Raw genomic sequence first — 16,901 nt, 5'->3', positions numbered from 1 at the left:
GATGAACTTCGATCCGCGCTATTCCGGACGCAATTTCGCCTCCGTCGGCACGCGTCCCATCCGCCCCGACGGCGTCGACAAGGTAACGGGCCGCGCGCGCTATGGCGCGGATTTCAACATGGCCGGCCAGTTGGTCGGGCGTGTCCTGAGAAGCCCGCACGCGCACGCCACGATCAGGAAGATCGACACCTCTAAGGCGGAGAAGCTCAACGGCGTGAAGGCGGTGATCACCGCGGCCGACCTGCCCGACCTCACCGACGGCGATGCCGCCCTGCACGACATCCTCGACAACTGCATGGCGCGCAAGAAGGCGCTCTATGACGGCCATGCGGTGGCCGCGGTCGCCGCGGTCGACGCCCGCACGGCAAGGCAGGCGCTGAAGCTGATCGAGGTCGACTATGAAGTGCTGCCGCATGTGACCGATGTCGACGAGGCAATGAAGCACTCGGCGCCCGTGCTCGACGACACCATCTTCACCGAGGGCCTTGAGCAAAAGCCCGTCAAGCCGTCCAACGTCACCAAACGCAGCCAGTACGGCCATGGCGACATCCATGAGGGATTTGGCCAGGCCGATTACGTCGTCGAACGCTCCTTCAAGACCGAGCAGACGCACCAGGGCTATATCGAGCCGCATGCCTGCGTGGCGAGCGTCAGTTCCGACGGCACCGCCGACCTCTGGGTCTGCACGCAAGGCCATTTCGTCTACCGCCAGCACTGCGCTCAGCTGCTTGGCATGGAAGCCTCCAAGCTGCGCGTCACCTCGTCGGAGATCGGCGGCGGTTTCGGCGGCAAGACCCACGTCTGGGCCGAGCCGGTGGCGCTGGCGCTGTCGCGCAAGGCCGGCCGGCCGGTCAAGCTGGTGATGACGCGCGACGAGGTGTTCCGCGCCTCCGGGCCGACCAGTGCCACCTCGATCGACGTCAAGATCGGCGCCCGCAAGGACGGCACGATCACCGCGGCCGAGGCGACGCTGCGCTATTCCTGCGGCCCCTATGCCGGCATGTGGGCCGAGCTCGGCGCCATGACCGCGTTCGCCTGCTACAATCTCGCTAACGTCAGGACGGTCGGCTACGAAGTGCTGGTCAACCGGCCAAAGACGGCGGCCTATCGCGCGCCATCGGCGCCGATGGCGGCGTTTGCAGTGGAAAGTGCCGTCGACGAGCTGGCCAAGGAGATCGGCATGGATCCGGTCGAGTTCCGGATCAGGAACGCCGCCCAGGAAGGCACCCGATCGTCCTACGGCCCGGTTTACGGCCCGATCGGCATCGGCCCGACGCTGGAGGCGGCGAAGAACCATCCGCACATGCAGGCGCCGCTGGGCAAGAACCAGGGCCGCGGCATGGCTTGCGGCTTCTGGTTCAACTTCGGCGGCCAGACCTGCACCGACCTCAACATCGGCATGGACGGCTCGGTCTCGCTTGCCGTCGGCACGGTCGATGTGGGTGGTTCCCGCGCGTCGCTGTCGCTGGTGGCGGCGGAGGAACTCGGCATCGCCTATGAGCAGGTCAAGGCGGTGGTCGCCGACACCTCCAGCCTTGGCTACAACGACATGACGGACGGCAGCCGCGGTACCTTCTCCTCCTCGATGGCGACGATCTCGGCCGCCCGCAACGCCATCAAGATCCTGCGGGAACGCGCCGCGCAGATGTGGGATGTTCCCGTCGACGACGTGGTCTGGGAAAAGGGCCACGCCATCGCCAAAGGCGAGAAGTACGGCAACCTTGCGGCGCTGTCTCTGAAGGAGATCGCGGCCGGGTCAGGAAAGACAGGCGGGCCGATCGCCGGCCACAGCGAGCTCGTCGCCGACGGCGCCGGCGTCTCCTTCGCCACCCATATCTGCGATATCGAGGTCGATCCGGAGACCGGCGCCACCAGGGTGCTGCGCTACACGGTCGTGCAGGATGCCGGCAAGGCGGTGCACCCGACCTATGTCGAGGGGCAGTATCAGGGGGGTGCTGCGCAAGGCATCGGCTGGGCGCTCAACGAAGAGTACGTCTACGGCAAGGACGGGCGGCTGCAGAACCCCGGCTTCCTCGACTACCGCATCCCGGTCTGCTCCGACCTGCCGATGATCGACACGCAGATCCTCGAGATCCCCAATCCCAACCATCCTTACGGGGTGCGGGGCGTCGGCGAGACCTCGATCGTGCCGCCGCTGGCGGCAATCGCCAATGCGGTGTCGAACGCCGCGGGCGTGCGGATGACGCATATCCCGATGTCGCCGCCGCGGATTCTTGCTGCGATCGAGGCGGAACGGGGAGGCCGATGGTCGAAGTAACGCTCTGGGGATCGCTCGGCGCAATCGCCGGAGGCAAGAGCAAGCTCGAGATCGAGGCAAAGGATATTCGGGAGCTGTTCAGGAAGCTGGCTGAGCAGTATCCCGGCTTCGAGCCCTACATCGACCGCGGCATCGCAGTCGCCATAGACGGGGTTATCTATCGCGACACCTGGTCGAAGGAATTGCCGCAGGGGGCGGAGATTTTTCTGCTGCCGCGGCTGGCTGGGGGGTGAGTGGCACCACCTCACGGCCAAGCCCCAGCCTGTAACGGCTCTCTGTAGCGATCCTTCGCGCCCCCCTCTGTCCTACCGGACATCTCCCCCACTTGGGGGGAGATCGGCAGCTTCGCGGACAGCGTCCTTTTTGCAAGGTTGGTGGTTGGCGAAATCATTGGTGAAGGCCAATCTCCCCCCTTGTGGGGGAGATGTCCGGCAGGACAGAGGGGGGCGCTGTCCCTCCACGATCAAAGGTCCTGCACCGCAGCAGCGCTCCAAGGTAACGGAATGGATCCCAGGGTCTGCGCCGCGTCGCTTCGCTCCTTGCTCCGCCCCAGGATGCGAAGGCGCAGGGGAACTAATCACCGACGCGCTTCAGTGTGCCGAGATTGTTATCGTCGAGAAACTCTATCGTCATGGCCGACGCCTTGCCGTCGGGGCCGATGTCGAAGCCTACGCCCGAGGGCCTGTCCGGCGTCTCGGCGTCCGGGAAGGTCAGGAAGAGGTCGCCGTCGAAATGCTTCAACGAATAGGACCGGGTGCCGGCTGGCCCGACCTTGAGTGCAAGAGCGTCCCCCGCAGTCGATACAACCGCATCGCCGATGAAGTCGTTGGAGTAACGGCCCGCATAGGCGCTGGCCGGCCGGGCCGGACTTGCCGGAGACGGTGGCGCGGCATAGGTGGCCTTGGCCGCCGCGATTGCCGGGCCGAACAGGCTCGCATAGGCATCGTCCCATGCCTTGACCCAGTCCTTCTCGACTCTTCCGTCAAAGGCGAGATCGGCGAAGCTCTCGGACAGGCCTTCCGGCACGCCTGTCGAAAAGGCATTGGCGACGATGACGATGCCAAGCTTCTCCTCCGGGAAGAGCGTCACCAGGGTGCGGGCGCCGACGCTGAAGGCGCCGGCATGGCCCCAGCTCAGGCCGTGACGGCCGAATTCGACATTCCAGCCGAGGCCGTAGAAGGACGTGCCGCCTGAGACGGGGTTCTTGCCCCGTTCCATCAGCGGAACATGCGTCTGGTCCAGCGCATCGGCCTTAATGAGCGTCTCGCCGGCATAGACCCCATTGCCGAGCACGAGGCGCACCCATTGCGAGAGATCGCGCGCCGTGGAGCTGACACCGCCCGCGGGCGCCTGCGCATCCGGATTGCGCTTTACCTTCGCGGCCCAGACGCCGTCGATCTTGACGTGGAGCGCAGCGCGATTGGCATGCTTGACGAAGTCCGCATGACGGGAGCTGGTCGAGGCCATTTTAAGCGGACGGTGGAGCTTCTCCTCGGCGATCTCCTCGCAGGACTTGCCCGTCGGCTTCGCGGCCGCGACGGCACCCTCGGTCAGTCCGAAATTGCTGTAGGAGTAGCCGGCGCGAAAGCTCGACGATGGCGACACGAACCGCAGACGACGCAGGATCTCCGCGCGATCGTAGCCAATGTCCTCAAAGTCGTCTCCGGCGGTGCCGGGAAGCCCGCTGCGGTGCGAAAACAGGTCGCGTACCGTGAGTTCACTGGTCGGATAGGGCTCGGCGAGCCGGAAGGTCGGATCGAGATCGACTATTTTCGCATCCCCGGAAACGATGCCCTCGCTGACCAGCGCCGCCACTATCGTTGCCGAGACCGGCTTGGAGAGGGAGGCAATCTGGAACACCGTGTCGGCGTCGACGGTCTCCGGCTTGCCGGCCTCGCGATGCCCGAACCCCTTGAGAAAGACCACCTCGTCGCCATGCACGACCCCGATGGCGAGACCGGGTACGGCACCGTCCGCGACGACACCTTCGGCGAGCAGTTCGAGCTTCGACAGGGCGGCAGTGATCCGGTCGGGCGTAAGGCTGTCGGCCGACACCGCCTGCGGCGAAAGCACCATGACGGCGATGAAGGCCAACGTCCCCCAACGGCGGAAATTCCGACCCAACCGCACGCTCGAGCTCCTCCCCTGCAAGCACTGTCATACTACAGGCCGACGCAGGGAAGGCCAGCCCTCGCCTGCGCGATACAGCAAAGTCCGCTGCGCGACGCCAAGCGGCCAACCCCGAAAGCCAACCGGTCAAAAATATCGAACGGACCATCGCTCGGCGGCGACGACCGTCATGAAGAACCCGAACGACAACAGCGATGAGAGCACGATAGCGGCGTCGAGCCGGTCGGACCAATAGTTAAGGTCGCGTCGACGATCGTCGCCAAGACCTAGTCGGACGCGATCCATTCGCCAACCGCGGTCGCATCGCGGCGGTAAGCCGCCGGAGGCGGCGCCTAGTGGTGAAAGCCTGACGCTTGCTACCCGACGCGTAAGGCAGCTCAGGGTGGAAAGTTCACGTTGCCATCATCGATCTGAACTGACAGGAAGCGCCAATTTCCGACATTGGCACTCAGTCGCTAACCGACCATTCCAGAGGTTCCGGTGAGAGCCTGGCGCACGGGCAGCCGTCACTCCTCCGGCAAACCCGCGAAGCGCATGTCCTTGATCCAGCGTTCGAGGCTTCCGGGGGCGGTCCATATCTTCTCCCACTTCCTGCGTTCTTTGCTGATGGATTGGCCGGGAGAGTCTTTGAGGAAAACCGCAAGCGCTTCCCTTGCCTCCCGCTCGTTTCCCAGACAAGCGTGGATCCCCGCAAGCATTCGGTGTGCGCCTGTCGGGATTCTGGACATCTTCCGCATCGCCGCCAGCGCAGCCCGGCAATCGTTCTTTTGCCAGAGCGCCCAGCCCATCTGCCAGTGGAGCAAATCAGAGTGAAACGGATCGATGCCCTTGGCTTGCTCGATCCGATCGATCGCTTCGTCGATGCGGCCAATATACAGCAGCGGGTCCGTACTGCCGTGAAGGATGCTTGAATTGCTCGGATTCAGCGCAATTGCCTGATCGAACTGTGCAAGGGCCTGCTCGATCTCTCCGGCTTCGGTATGGATGCGGGCGCGGATATGATGTGCCTCGGCATCGTCCGGAGCGAGCAGGATTGCCTTGTCGGCGTACTCGGCGCCACGCTTCAAGGCCTCGTCCCGGTTATGTTCCTGCTCGTGCCACCCGAATGTCACATCATGGCGATAGGACCAGGCCAGCCCGATATAGCCGAACTGGGCGTTTGGATCCGCTTCGATCGCCTTGAGGCTCAGTTGCCGCACCAGTTGGTTCCCCGCGGCCGTGAAAGCACTGCTGCGCATCTCGGCAATCGCCATCAGGTGATAGTGGAGCGCGCTGACCTGCGCGGCGTCGCTCTTTGGCAGGGGGCGCTGGATCCTGCGCCCGACCCGATCCGCAAGCGTGCGGATGATCTCCTCCTGGACGACGAAGAGGTCACCGATCTCGCGGTTGTAGGTGTTAGCCCACAGATGCGATCCGTCATCCGCATTCAGCAACTGGGCGGTCACTTGCAGCCGGTCTCCGATCTTCTGCTGGCTGCCTTCGAGCAGGTAGTCGACGCCGAGTTCATCTCCGATCTGCCTGGCGTCGGTGGGCTTGTCGCGGTATCTGAAACTCGAGTTGCGGGCGATGACGGCGTAAGTCTTGCTCCGCGAAAGCTCCGTGATGATCCCCTCGGCGACGGCGTCGCTGAGATATCCCTGATCCGCGCCGGCACTCATGTCATCGAAGGGAAGGACCGCAATCCTCGGCATGTCGCTCACTGTCGCCGACGGCCAGAACCGCCAGGTCGTCCCGGCCAAAACCAGAATAAGGGCGAGCACCGCTGCTCCTGCCCAAACCCAGCGCGGAGGCGATGACCGCGTTGGTTGGCGTGGGGCTTGTCCCTCAAGGATGACGCGGAAGGCCTGCACCGGTTCGGCGATATTCTTCACCTTCTGCTCGCCCATCGGCTCGAAGCCGAACGCCAGCTTCCTCTCAACCTCCCTGGCGACCTTTGCCGAGACACAGATGCCGCCTGGGTCGGCCAGCTGCTGGAGCCTGGCCGCGACATTGACGCCCTCGCCATACCGGTCCTCGCCCTCGACGATCACTTCGCCAAGATTGATCCCGATCCTGACCCGGATCCGCTGGTCCTCGGGAACGGCGGCGTTCCGTTCCGCCAGCCCGCGCTGCAGCGAGACGGCGCATTCCACGGCGTCCACCACGCTGCCAAACTCGGCGAGCATCCCGTCGCCCATAAGCTTGAAAATCTGGCCGTGATGGCGGGCAATCTCGGGCTCAAACAGATCCTTGCGTCCGGCACGAAGGCGCTCGAAAGTGCCCGCCTCATCGCGCTCCATCAGAGTCGAATAGCCCACTACATCTGCGGCTAGAATCGCGGCAAGCTTGCGGTCCATTGTTGGCCTGGCCCCGGCGGATCATAGTATTCCGATAAGAAACTGACCTCACCAGTACTCAGCAAATCGCTACTTTCCGCGCGTTCTTTGATGGCTGATGCGGCGACGGTTGACCAATTTCGTATTCTACCACATTCAAGACATTCGAGCTTACCTGCCGGAATGGCTCGTTTGGGTCGGTTCTTGCCGTCCACCGGCACCAAGCGTCAGACTTTCACCACTAGGTTCTGTTGACAAAGTGCATCGGAAGACAGGCCATAGTTCCAGCACATTTTGCTAAGCAGGCTGGCATGGGACGTGAGTTCATCCATGACGCTGGCAAAGCGCTTCTCAGTTTTCGTTTTTTTGTTGCATAGGACTTTCTACGCCCGAACGCGGGTTCGGTCATCACCTGCCAATATAGGCGGCTAGTTCGTCCGGCGTCCCATTTGGGAAGGCCTGTTTTAGAAAATTCAAGAACGCCGACACTCGCGCGCTGAGTAGCCGCCGAGATGGGTAGAGCGCCCATAGAGCGATCTCGGGGCCGTCGATATCCCCCCATAGTACCAGCGTGCCGTCAGCCAAGTCGTGGGCCACCAACGAAATGGGAAGACGTGCTGCACCGACGCCGGCTCGCACCGCATCCCGGACCATGATGAGCATCGACAAAGCGAGGACAGGCTCGATTGCAATTGTTGACCGGCCACCTTGTGTCTTCACGTGCCATGTTTGCCGATCGCCCGCCCAGCGCGCGACGCCAGGAGCGGCGAGTCCACCACTCGCGCGAGGAAGGTCAGGGCTCGCCACTACGACCAGGCGGTCGCGGAGAAACGCCCGTCCAACCAGGCTTTCGTCGGGATCTGGATTGACTCGGATTACCAGATCGTAGCCTTCCTCGATCATGTCAACAGGCCGATCCTCAGTCGTAACCTCCAGCCTCACCTCCGGATATTTAAGGGCAAACCCCGCAGCAATCCTCCCCATTGCGGTCTGAGAAAAAAGCAAAGGTGCGCTAATCCGTAATCTGCCCCTGGGTCTTTGACCGCCCGAGGCAATCGCCGAAGCCGTCTCGTCCAGTTCGGCAAGCAGCGCCCCTGTCCGCTCGAAGAGCGCCCGTCCTTCTTCGGTGAGCTTCAGGCTACGCGCACCCCGTTCAAACAGGCGCAGATCAAGGCTGCTTTCCAATTCTCCAACGCGCCGGGACAGGGTCGCCTTAGCCCGGCCGGTGGCCCTTGCGGCTTTGCCGAAACCACCGTGGCGGGCAACGAGATTAAAATCGGCGAGGGCAAAAAGATCCATGTGTGTTCCACCAGCGAGACGGTGCGTCTAAAATTTCAGCCTGTTGGACGCTCAGTGAGCCACACATATTGGCCGTGTCAAGCAACCCAACAGGAGAAATTTCATGACCATTCTCGTTACCGGGGCCACAGGCAATATTGGCCGCCAAGTCGTCGAACACCTCGTCAAGCGCGGCGCTGATGTACGTGCTCTCGTCCGCGATCCGTCGAAAGCCAACTTCCCGGCAGGCGTATCCGTCGTGCAAGGCGACTTTCTCGATGTCGATTCGCTGCGCAAAGCCATGTCTGGAGTTTCCACTCTGTTCCTTTTGAACGCCGTAGTTCCGGACGAATTCACCCAAGCTTTGGTCGCGCTGAACGTCGCCCGATCGGCCGGTATCGAGCGGATCGTATATCTATCGGTGATCCACGCTGACGGCTACGTGAACGTGCCCCATTTCGCTGGCAAGTTCGGCGTCGAGCGAATGATCGAGCAGATGGACTTCAAGGCTACGATCTTGCGCCCAGCTTACTTCATCCAGAACGATCTGATGATCAAAGACGTCATCACCGGCTATGGCACCTACACAATGCCGATCGGCGACAAGGGTCTCGCCATGATCGACGTCCGTGATATCGCCGAGATCGCCGCCCTTGAGCTGCTGCGCCGTGAACAGGCCGCAGAGCCGCTTGCGATCGACTGGATCAACCTCGTCGGTCCAGAGACACTGACTGGGGCGGACATCGCCGCCATCTGGTCAGAGGTGCTCGCCCGCCCGATCAACTACGGCGGCGACAATACCGAGGATTTTGAGCAAAATCTCAAGCAGTTCGTGCCCGCCTGGATGGCCTACGACATGCGTCTGATGGGCGAGCGCTTCTTCACCGACGGGATGCTGCCTGGGGCCGGCGACGTCGAGCGCCTGACTGCCCTGCTCGGACGTCCACTGCGGCCATATCGAGCCTTCGCCTCGGAAACCGCTGCCTCCGCCTGACGGAAGCGCAGCTCCTGTCTGATCACAAGGACTGTCATCATGATTTATTCCACTGCCACAGTTCCGGTGAACCCGGAAGGCGAAGTCCCATTGACGCGCGCTCAAGTGTGGAAGGGTCTCGAGCTGAAAGCACGCGACGCCCGCATGTTCCTTGTCACGGGTCTCTGCACCCGTTGCGACGTTGTGGAGGAAAGCGCTACCCACTTCGTGCGTGAGGCCACGATCGGTGGCCACGACCTGCGCGAAATCGTCACGCTCGAGCCGGAAAGCAAGGTCACCTTCTTCCAGGCATCCGGTCCGCGCGAGGGAGCGATTGTCAACGAACTGTTCGAAGATGGAGAAGGCGCACTGCAGCTTCGCTTCTACTGCTACATTGGCCTGCGCGGCAAAGAGCCAAACGGTCGCGAGGAGCAGGCCGAGCAGGCTCAGTTCGCCAGCGAAAACGGCTACAAGGCCGCCCTGCTGTCGACGCTGAAGCGGACCCGCGAACTGCTCGCAGCGGGAAAGCTCTAATCATCGCCAGAAACACAAGCAACAGGGCGGCTCTCAAGGAGGCGCCCTGCCTTCGCGGGAACAAATGATGCTACGTCCGTCGCCGACGCGTTCAGCCGCCTCTAACGGTATCGAACCGACCACCGCTCAGCAGCAACGACGGTCATGAAGAACCCGATCGACAACAGCGATGAGAGCACGATGGCGGCGTAGAGCCGGTCGGACTGGTAGTTGAAGGTCGCCTGGATGATCAGCGCGCCGAGACCTTTGTCGGAGCCGATCCACTCGCCGACGATCGCGCCGATCACCGCGGTCGCCGAGGCGATCCGCAGCGAAGCGAAAAGCATTGGCAGCGCGCGCGGCAGGCGCAGGCGCCAGAATACTTCCCAGCGCGTCGCCGACAGCACGCGGAACAGCTCGTGCTCGCTGGGGCTCGCCGATTCCAGACCCCGGATCATGTTGATGAGCGTTGGGAAGAAACAGATCACCGCCGCGATCACGATCTTGGGCAGCATGCCGAGGCCGAAGATGAGGATGACGACCGGGGCCAGCGCCAGCACCGGGATCGTATTGAAGAACAGCACGACCGGAAAATAGGCCGCCTGCAGCGTACGGCTGTGAACGAAGACGACCGCCAGCAGCACTGCGGCGAGGTTGCCGAGCACGAAGCCGGAGAGCGCCTCGATGGCCGTCGGCCAGAGGTTCGACAGGAGAAGCGATCCGTTCCCGGCAAACACGCCCGCTATCGCGGTCGGCGTCGGAACGATGTAAGCGGGCACGCCGGCGAGCGGCAGCAGGAATTGCCATGCGAGAATAAGCGAGCCGGCGCCGAGGATCGGCAGCGCAGCCTGTGCGAATGGTGAAAGCGCGCCCTGGTTCACGACGCCGCTCCGAGGGCGGAGCGCATCCTGGCCATTGCCGCGACGATCGCCGGATCCTCGCGCGAGCATCTGTTGTCCGGCCCCTTCAGCGGACGAAGGTCGTGGTCGGCGACGATCCGTCCGGGGTGCGCTGCAAGCACGATCACGCGCTGCCCGAGATAGACGGCTTCGGCAATGGAATGCGTGACGAACAGCACGGTCGTTCCGGTTCGCCGCCAAAGGTTCAGCAGTTCGTCGTTGAGGCGATCGCGGGTGATCTCGTCAAGCGCGCCAAACGGCTCGTCCATCAGAAGCAGACGTGGCTCGCCAAGCAGCGCCCGGGCGATAGCCAGCCTTTGGCGTTGTCCGCCGGAAAGCTGATGCGGCAGGCGCTCACCAAGCGCCGACAGCCCGACGAGTTCGAGCAGCTCGTCGGCGCGGTCGTCTATCATGCGCGACAGGCTGCGGCGGCCGACCTGGATCGGCAGCCGCACATTCTCGCGCGCCGTGCGCCACGGCAAAAGGGTCGAGTCCTGGAAGACGAAGCCCACACCGCGGCCGGAGCGCACCGCCGACGGCGTTTCGCCCATCACGCGTATCGTGCCCGCGAGTGGCGCCAGCAGATCGGCGACAACCCGCAGCAACGTCGACTTTCCGCACCCCGAAGGCCCGAGGATCGACAGGAATGTCCCGGCCTCGACTGTCAGTTCGAGACCGGAGATCACCGTCACGGGCGAGCGCCGGCCGGGATAGCCGACGTCGAGCCCGGAGGTTTCGATGGCCGGCGCGGCCATCAAGAGGCGGGCGTGCCGAGCTTCGGCCGTTCAGCCGCAGTGAGTTCGAGAAGCTTCGTCGTATAGACGTCCTCGGCCTTCGGCCTGCCGTTCGGGTATTGGCCAATCTGGTCAAGCAGCGCGATCTGGCTCTCGATCGAGGCAGGATCGAAGGTGCCCCATCCATCCTTTTTCGTGTTGTCGTCGAACGACAGTTTCAGCACCAGGGGGATCGTCTTCTTTTCCCAGCCCGCGTCGATCTCGGGATAGGCCGCGACAAGCTTGTCGACCGCCTGCTCGGGATTGGCATGGACCCAGCCCCATCCTTTGGCCACCGCGCCGATGAATTTCGCCAGGGTCGCGGAATCGGATTCGATGGCGCTGTCGGTCGCGAAGTAGACATTGGCATAGGACGCCAGGCCGAGCTCCGACAACAGCAGATCGATGCGATCGTCACCGACGACGCTGAGCGCCTGCGTGTTGGTGATCCAGCCGCCGATCGCATCGACGTCGCCACGAACCAGCGGCGCCTTGTCGAACCCGACATTGACGATGGTGACCTCGGAAGGGTCGATCTTGTTCTTCGCGAGCATCGCGTCGATGGCAAAGCGCGCGGTCGGCTGCGTGCCGATCCGCATCCCCTTCAGATCCGCCACCGACCGGATCGGCTTCTCCGGTTTCGACGTCAGCGCATAGGGCCCGGTGCGATAGCCGCAGGCGATTATCCTCACCGGAACGCCGCTCGCCCGCGCGGCATAGAGTTGAGGCGATTCCGAGAATTGGCCGAGCTGGGCGGCACCGGACACCACTGGCGGCACGGTGGCGGCGTTCGGCCCGCCGGGGCTGAACTCCACTTCGAGCCCAGCTTCGCTGAAGTAGCCATTGGTGACGGCTGCGACGTCGCCGATCTGGCCGTTCGACATCAGCCAGTCATACTGGACGACGAGCTTGGCGGCTGCCGAGGCGCTGGCGCCGAACAGCTGAAGTCCCGGCCCGAAAGCCGCCAGGCCGGCGGCGCCGGCCTTCAGGATCGATCTGCGATTCCACTGCGATGCGTTCCCACTCATCTTCTTGCTCCTTTGTTGGACTGCTTGCATGCGGCGCGGCCCTTTCTTGCGGGGCCGTCGCGATCCAATCACACTTGCGTGTCGTGATAGTCGCCCGGTCCCGCGCCGGTCCAGGCATAGAGTTCCCACAGCGTCCCGTCCGGGTCGTGGAAGTAGGCGCAACGCGCGTTCCAGACATAGTCGCCGGGCGGCCCGACGAACGGCACGCCCTTGTCCGACAGTTCGGCGTAGAGCCGGTCGACCTCGCCGGCGCTTTCGAGTTCCATGGCGACGCACGCCTTGTGCGCCTGCTTCGGTGAGCGGACATTCGAGACGCCGCAGTGGCGATTGATGTGGTCCAATTGCCATGCGGCGAGCGTCACGCGCTCGGAATGAAAATCGACAAAGCCCTCGGCGCGGCGTCTGATCCGGTAGCCAAGCTTCTGCGTGTAGAAGTCGATGGTGCGGTCGATATCCTCTACGAGCAGGCAGATATCGGTGATTGCCTTGGCCTGCCCGAGCGACATGGTCATTTGCCTCGATTGATCGCGGTGAGCTCGACGCCTACGCGCGATGCGGCGCCTTCGATGTGCCGGCGCATCGCCTCGCCGGCAGCCTGTGGATCATGCGCGGCGAGCGCGTCGTAAATCCGCACGTGCTCGGCGACGTTGACCTCGACCAGGTCGTGGAGCGGGTTGGTGAGGCGGGCATAGTGGATCGACTGGCGGATCTGCTCGCAGACGAAGGAAATGAAGGTGTAGATGTAACTATTGCCGGTCGCCCGGGCGATCGCCCGATGGAAAAGCAGATCGGCCTCGATGCTGCCATCCTCCCAGCGCTCCTCGCCGCCCATGCGGTCCAGCGCAGCCTTGATTGCGTCAAGATCATCGGATGTACAGCGCGCCGCGGCCAGCGTGGCGGACTCGGTCTCCAGGATGCTGCGCAGCTCGAAGAGCTGCTCCATGTTGCGCTGGTCTTTCAGCGCCTCACGGTCGATCCGGATGGCGGTCCGCTGTTCCGGCGCCATGACGAATGCGCCTACGCCCTGACGCGCCTCGATCATGCCATCGGCGCGAAGCTGCGCAATCGCTTCCCTGACAACATTGCGGCTGACGCCGAACTTGTCGGCGAGCTGGCTTTCGGTGGGGAGCCGGGCTCCCGGGATGATGTCGCCGCCCTCGATCTCGCGGCTCAGATGCGAAGCGACGCGATGCGGAAGCGCCTCCACGCTGCCGATGATGGACGAACGCTGCTTCATGCGGCTTTCCCCTACAAATCGCCCGGACCAGGCATGAGACACGCGGGATTGAACAGGCCTGCCGGATCGAAGGCTGCCTTGATCGCGGTATGAAGCTGCCGTTCGCGTTGCGACAGGCCGGCCCAGAACACGTGACTGCGGCTGCGACCGACGCCATGTTCGGCACTGAACGAGCCGCCGAGCGCTCCGACCAGCTCGTAGAGCCGGGCCAAAACCGCCTGCCCCACGGTCCTCGCTTCGCCGGGCTCGCAATCGATCGGAGGCAGCACGTTGAAATGGATGTTGCCGTCGCCCGCATGGCCATAGGTCAAGGATGCCCAGCCAGGCCAGTCGCGCACAATGCACGCGCGTGCTTGCTCGATCAGCGTCGGCACCTGGCTGAGACGAACCGAGAGATCGGTGCGGACATGAAAGCCGCGCCGCGCCTGCCCCTCGACCAGGCCCTCACGGATGGCCCAGAATGTGGCGGCCTGCGAGCGGCTTTGCGCGACGACGCCGTCCCTGATCAGGTCGGCCTCGAGGGCGCGCGCCAGCATCGTTTCAAGAAGGCCGCCGGCATCTATCCCTGGCCCACAGGCGAGTTCGACGATCGCGTGAACCGGACATTCTCGCGTCAAGGGCGAGCGCAGATTCGGATCGATGAGATGGACCAGCGGCAGGCACTCCTCGCCGATGACCTCAAACGCGCTGAGAAGGTCGGAGCAGAGATGTCTTGCCATCCGGAACAGCTCGCACGCCTGGCGGAAGCTGCCCAGTCCGACATAGGCGGTCTCGACCTGCGTCGGCCGGGGCGAGAGCCCTACTTCGACGCCGGTGACGACTCCCAGCGTCCCTTCCGAGCCGATCATCAATTGCTTCAGGCTGTAGCCGCGATTGTCCTTGCGCAGCCCGTTCATGCCGTTCCAAAGGGTGCCATCCGGCAGGACCGCCTCAAGCCCGAGCACCAGGTCACGCGTCATGCCGTAGCGCAGCACATTGATGCCGCCGGCATTGGTCGCGACATTGCCGCCGATCGTGCACGATCCCTGTGCGCCAAGCGCGAGCGGGAAGGTCATCTCGGATGCTTCAGCGGCGTCCTTGACGTCCTGCAGCACGGCCCCGGCATCCGCTTGCAGCGTGAAGTCGAGCGGGTCGACGCGGCGTATCCGATTGAGACGCTCAAGCGACAGCACTGCGTAGTCCGAATTGTCTGGAATGGCGCCACCGGCAAGTCCGGTATTGCCGCCTTGCACGACGATTGCGACACCGCTCTGCGAGCACCATCTCACAAACGCCTGGACCTTTTCCACCGATCCTGGACGCACGATGAAGCGGGCACTGCCGCGCCTGTCGCGGCCCCAATCGAGGAGGTAGCGCTCTGCCTGGGGCGACCGTCCGTCTATCAGCGCATCACCCGCCAACTGCGCAGGCAGCTCAGCAATTGCGCCGGAAGCTTCGCGTTGATAGGGGCGATCCGTGATCATCGGGTCGGATCATACGGTCATCCTACAACTTCGCAAGTCCCTATTCTCTCGGTTGCCGTCATCACTTCGGCGCGCCGAACTCCGCGGCCACTCGCAATCCACGCCCGCGCCTGAACTGTTCCCCCTCGAAAAATGCTACTTTATAGCCGGCCGGAGCCAATGCTTTAACGTGGTCGCCTGGAACTGTTCTTTATCGGCCTGAACCTGTTCCAGATCTTCGCCGCCTCAAAGGCGAGTCGGTCAAGACCAGCGGAACATCTCGGCTTTGACCTTGGATAGGAACCGAAGCTCGCTCCAATCGAAGCCGGCGCGGTGACGATCTGCTCCGAGGTTCGCCTGCCCCTCTAACAAGGGATGCCGGTCCCCTTCTAATAAGGATTGTGTCGAATACATTTCGCTGATTAGCTGCCTTGCGTAAATCGGGGACATGAAGGACGGCAAGGCTTCGCCGGCCGACCCGACCTATACCGGCCTTGACATTTGCACGCCGGAGACAGCGGATACCTGCATCGCCAAATAGTGCTCCAAATAGCGTTAATTGGGCGGGAGCAAACTCCCGCCCGTTTTCATGGCCCGGCCTTTTCCTAGGGGATTATCAATGTCGGAATTGTTCTCGCTTAACGGCCGTGTCGCGCTGGTCACAGGTGCTTCGCGTGGTCTCGGCTTCGCCATGGCCAAGGCACTTGCGGAAAACGGCGCGACGGTGATCGTCAATGCCCGCGATCCGGCGGCGCTGTCGGCGGCGGCCGAAAGGATCGGTGCCGAAGCCCTGCCGTTCGATGTCACCGACGCGGCGATCTCGAGGGCGTCGCTCGAAGGGATCGTCGAACGCCACGGCCGCCTCGATATTCTGGTCAACAACGCCGGCATCCAGCATCGCAGTCCGTTGGTCGAATGGCAGGACGAAGATTTCGACCATGTGATTGCCGTCAATCTTTCGGCCTGCTTCCGTCTGATGCGCGATGCGGTGCGCCTGATGCTGCCAAACAAGTTCGGGCGCATAATAAACACTGGATCGGTTGCAGCGATCCTTGGCCGTCCCACCATTCACGCCTATGTGGCGGCAAAGGCGGGCCTGCACGGGCTGACACGCTCGACCGCCGCTGAACTGGGCCGTCACGGCATCACCGTCAACGCGATCGCCCCCGGCTATTTCGCCACTGAGCTCAACACCGCACTTATGAGCGATGAGGCCTTCACCAAATGGGTCGAGGCACGAACCCCAGCGGGCCGCTGGGCCCAGCCTGAGGAACTCGGCGGAGCCGTGGTGTTTCTCGCCTCAGACGCTGCCGCCTACGTCAACGGCCATGTGCTGGCCGTTGACGGTGGGCTATCGGTTTCACTCTGACCGGCGAAGTGCTTTTCAGAAAAAAATTTCAGCCAGGCAGCGCTGCGAAATCTGCGAAGACCGGCTGCGTCAGCCGATCCCATAGACCAGGCTTACGCGCCCATTCGTGAGCTGCTGAACCTTCCGCAGTTCAAGCCCGCGACGATTTTGCGTTGCTCCAAACAGCGCCTTCCCTTCGCCGACGAGCAGTGGGTAGAGGATAAGCCGCAGTTCATCCACGAGCCCGGCATCGATGAGGCTCGCGGTCATTCGCGCACCGCCCATGAGATAGATATCCTTGCCCGGCTGCTGCTTGAGGCCAGCGATGACTTCGAGGCTCCGAACGAAGCGCGTCTTTGGCCAGGCCGCCGAATTCATCGTGTTCGACAGCACATAATGCGGGGTCTGTTCGGCAAAGCGGGCCCATTCGAGCTCCTCCGGCGTCGGCAATTTGCCGGTCATCGGCAACGGCATGTCCGGCTCATTCTGGATCGCGCTCCAGTAGCGCTCGTAGCCGGTGTACATGATGCTCCCGAGCAGGCAGGCATCGATTTGCGGCATCAGCCCATACTCCTCCGACCACGCGTCGACCCATTCCGCGTAACCCTCGGGTCCCTCCATCTTGCCGTCGACGGAAACCTTCATTCCGGCGATCAATTTGCGCATGACGTCCTCCATCAGGCTTGC

The 16,901-nt window shown here is 63.2% G+C and carries 15 protein-coding genes; 5 read left to right on the top strand and 10 right to left on the bottom strand.

Going from position 1 to position 16,901, the window contains the following annotated elements; genetic code table 11:
• Position 1 precedes the first annotated feature (1 nt).
• Both AC0L18_RS14165 and AC0L18_RS14160 read left to right on the top strand, forming a co-directional pair.
• The gene (locus AC0L18_RS14165) at positions 2-2,278 is read left to right on the top strand and encodes a xanthine dehydrogenase family protein molybdopterin-binding subunit (RefSeq protein WP_473492832.1); all 2,277 of its coding nucleotides are present in this window, start codon (positions 2-4) and stop codon (positions 2,276-2,278) included.
• Complete coding sequence (locus tag AC0L18_RS14160; protein ID WP_236391206.1) at positions 2,266-2,511, top strand: MoaD/ThiS family protein; 246 nt, start codon at positions 2,266-2,268, stop codon at positions 2,509-2,511. The genes AC0L18_RS14165 and AC0L18_RS14160 overlap by 13 nt, the downstream gene beginning before the upstream one ends.
• Before the next feature lie 340 nt (positions 2,512-2,851).
• On the opposite strand, the gene AC0L18_RS14155 is transcribed toward AC0L18_RS14160, so the two are convergent.
• The 3 genes from AC0L18_RS14155 to AC0L18_RS14145 form a co-directional block, all read right to left on the bottom strand.
• Entirely contained in the window at positions 2,852-4,408 is a 1,557-nt protein-coding gene (locus AC0L18_RS14155; RefSeq protein ID WP_473492830.1) for a serine hydrolase, read from the bottom strand.
• 506 nt (positions 4,409-4,914) lie between these two features.
• Entirely contained in the window at positions 4,915-6,744 is a 1,830-nt protein-coding gene (locus AC0L18_RS14150) for an adenylate/guanylate cyclase domain-containing protein (protein WP_473492829.1), read from the bottom strand.
• A 387-nt stretch (positions 6,745-7,131) separates the two neighbouring features.
• Entirely contained in the window at positions 7,132-8,022 is an 891-nt protein-coding gene (locus tag AC0L18_RS14145) for a LysR family transcriptional regulator (protein WP_473492828.1), read from the bottom strand.
• 103 nt (positions 8,023-8,125) lie between these two features.
• Between AC0L18_RS14145 and AC0L18_RS14140 the strand changes: the two genes are divergently transcribed.
• The gene (locus AC0L18_RS14140) at positions 8,126-8,995 is read left to right on the top strand and encodes an SDR family oxidoreductase (RefSeq protein ID WP_473492826.1); all 870 of its coding nucleotides are present in this window, start codon (positions 8,126-8,128) and stop codon (positions 8,993-8,995) included.
• A 39-nt stretch (positions 8,996-9,034) separates the two neighbouring features.
• Positions 9,035-9,508, top strand: a complete 474-nt coding sequence (locus AC0L18_RS14135) for an SRPBCC family protein (protein ID WP_473492824.1) — start codon at positions 9,035-9,037, stop codon at positions 9,506-9,508.
• 101 nt (positions 9,509-9,609) lie between these two features.
• Here AC0L18_RS14135 and AC0L18_RS14130 read toward each other — a convergent pair whose 3' ends face one another.
• The 6 genes from AC0L18_RS14130 to AC0L18_RS14105 all read right to left on the bottom strand — a co-directional run bounded on the left by AC0L18_RS14130 (position 9,610) and on the right by AC0L18_RS14105 (position 14,887).
• Entirely contained in the window at positions 9,610-10,368 is a 759-nt protein-coding gene (locus AC0L18_RS14130; RefSeq protein WP_287180427.1) for an ABC transporter permease, read from the bottom strand.
• Entirely contained in the window at positions 10,365-11,141 is a 777-nt protein-coding gene (locus AC0L18_RS14125; RefSeq protein WP_473492822.1) for an ABC transporter ATP-binding protein, read from the bottom strand. The genes AC0L18_RS14130 and AC0L18_RS14125 overlap by 4 nt, the downstream gene beginning before the upstream one ends.
• Entirely contained in the window at positions 11,141-12,187 is a 1,047-nt protein-coding gene (locus AC0L18_RS14120) for an ABC transporter substrate-binding protein (protein ID WP_473492821.1), read from the bottom strand. The genes AC0L18_RS14125 and AC0L18_RS14120 overlap by 1 nt, the downstream gene beginning before the upstream one ends.
• Before the next feature lie 68 nt (positions 12,188-12,255).
• Positions 12,256-12,693, bottom strand: a complete 438-nt coding sequence (locus tag AC0L18_RS14115; RefSeq protein ID WP_473492819.1) for a VOC family protein — start codon at positions 12,691-12,693, stop codon at positions 12,256-12,258.
• Between the two features lie 2 nt (positions 12,694-12,695).
• Positions 12,696-13,424, bottom strand: a complete 729-nt coding sequence (locus tag AC0L18_RS14110; RefSeq protein WP_128246959.1) for a FadR/GntR family transcriptional regulator — start codon at positions 13,422-13,424, stop codon at positions 12,696-12,698.
• An 11-nt stretch (positions 13,425-13,435) separates the two neighbouring features.
• Positions 13,436-14,887, bottom strand: a complete 1,452-nt coding sequence (locus tag AC0L18_RS14105; protein WP_473492818.1) for an FAD-binding oxidoreductase — start codon at positions 14,885-14,887, stop codon at positions 13,436-13,438.
• Positions 14,888-15,485: 598 nt separating this feature from the next.
• On the opposite strand from AC0L18_RS14105, the gene AC0L18_RS14100 reads away from it, so the two are divergent.
• Positions 15,486-16,235: a glucose 1-dehydrogenase gene (locus AC0L18_RS14100; RefSeq protein ID WP_236377435.1), complete on the top strand. Its 750-nt coding sequence runs from the start codon at positions 15,486-15,488 to the stop codon at positions 16,233-16,235.
• A 69-nt stretch (positions 16,236-16,304) separates the two neighbouring features.
• Here AC0L18_RS14100 and AC0L18_RS14095 read toward each other — a convergent pair whose 3' ends face one another.
• On the bottom strand, positions 16,305-16,880 hold the full coding sequence (locus tag AC0L18_RS14095) for a dihydrofolate reductase family protein (RefSeq protein ID WP_473492816.1): 576 nt from the start codon (positions 16,878-16,880) through the stop codon (positions 16,305-16,307).
• Positions 16,881-16,901: the final 21 nt, after the last annotated feature.

This window comes from Mesorhizobium sp. WSM4819 (assembly GCF_055811215.1).
This window is presented reverse-complemented; position numbering and strand designations above follow the sequence as displayed.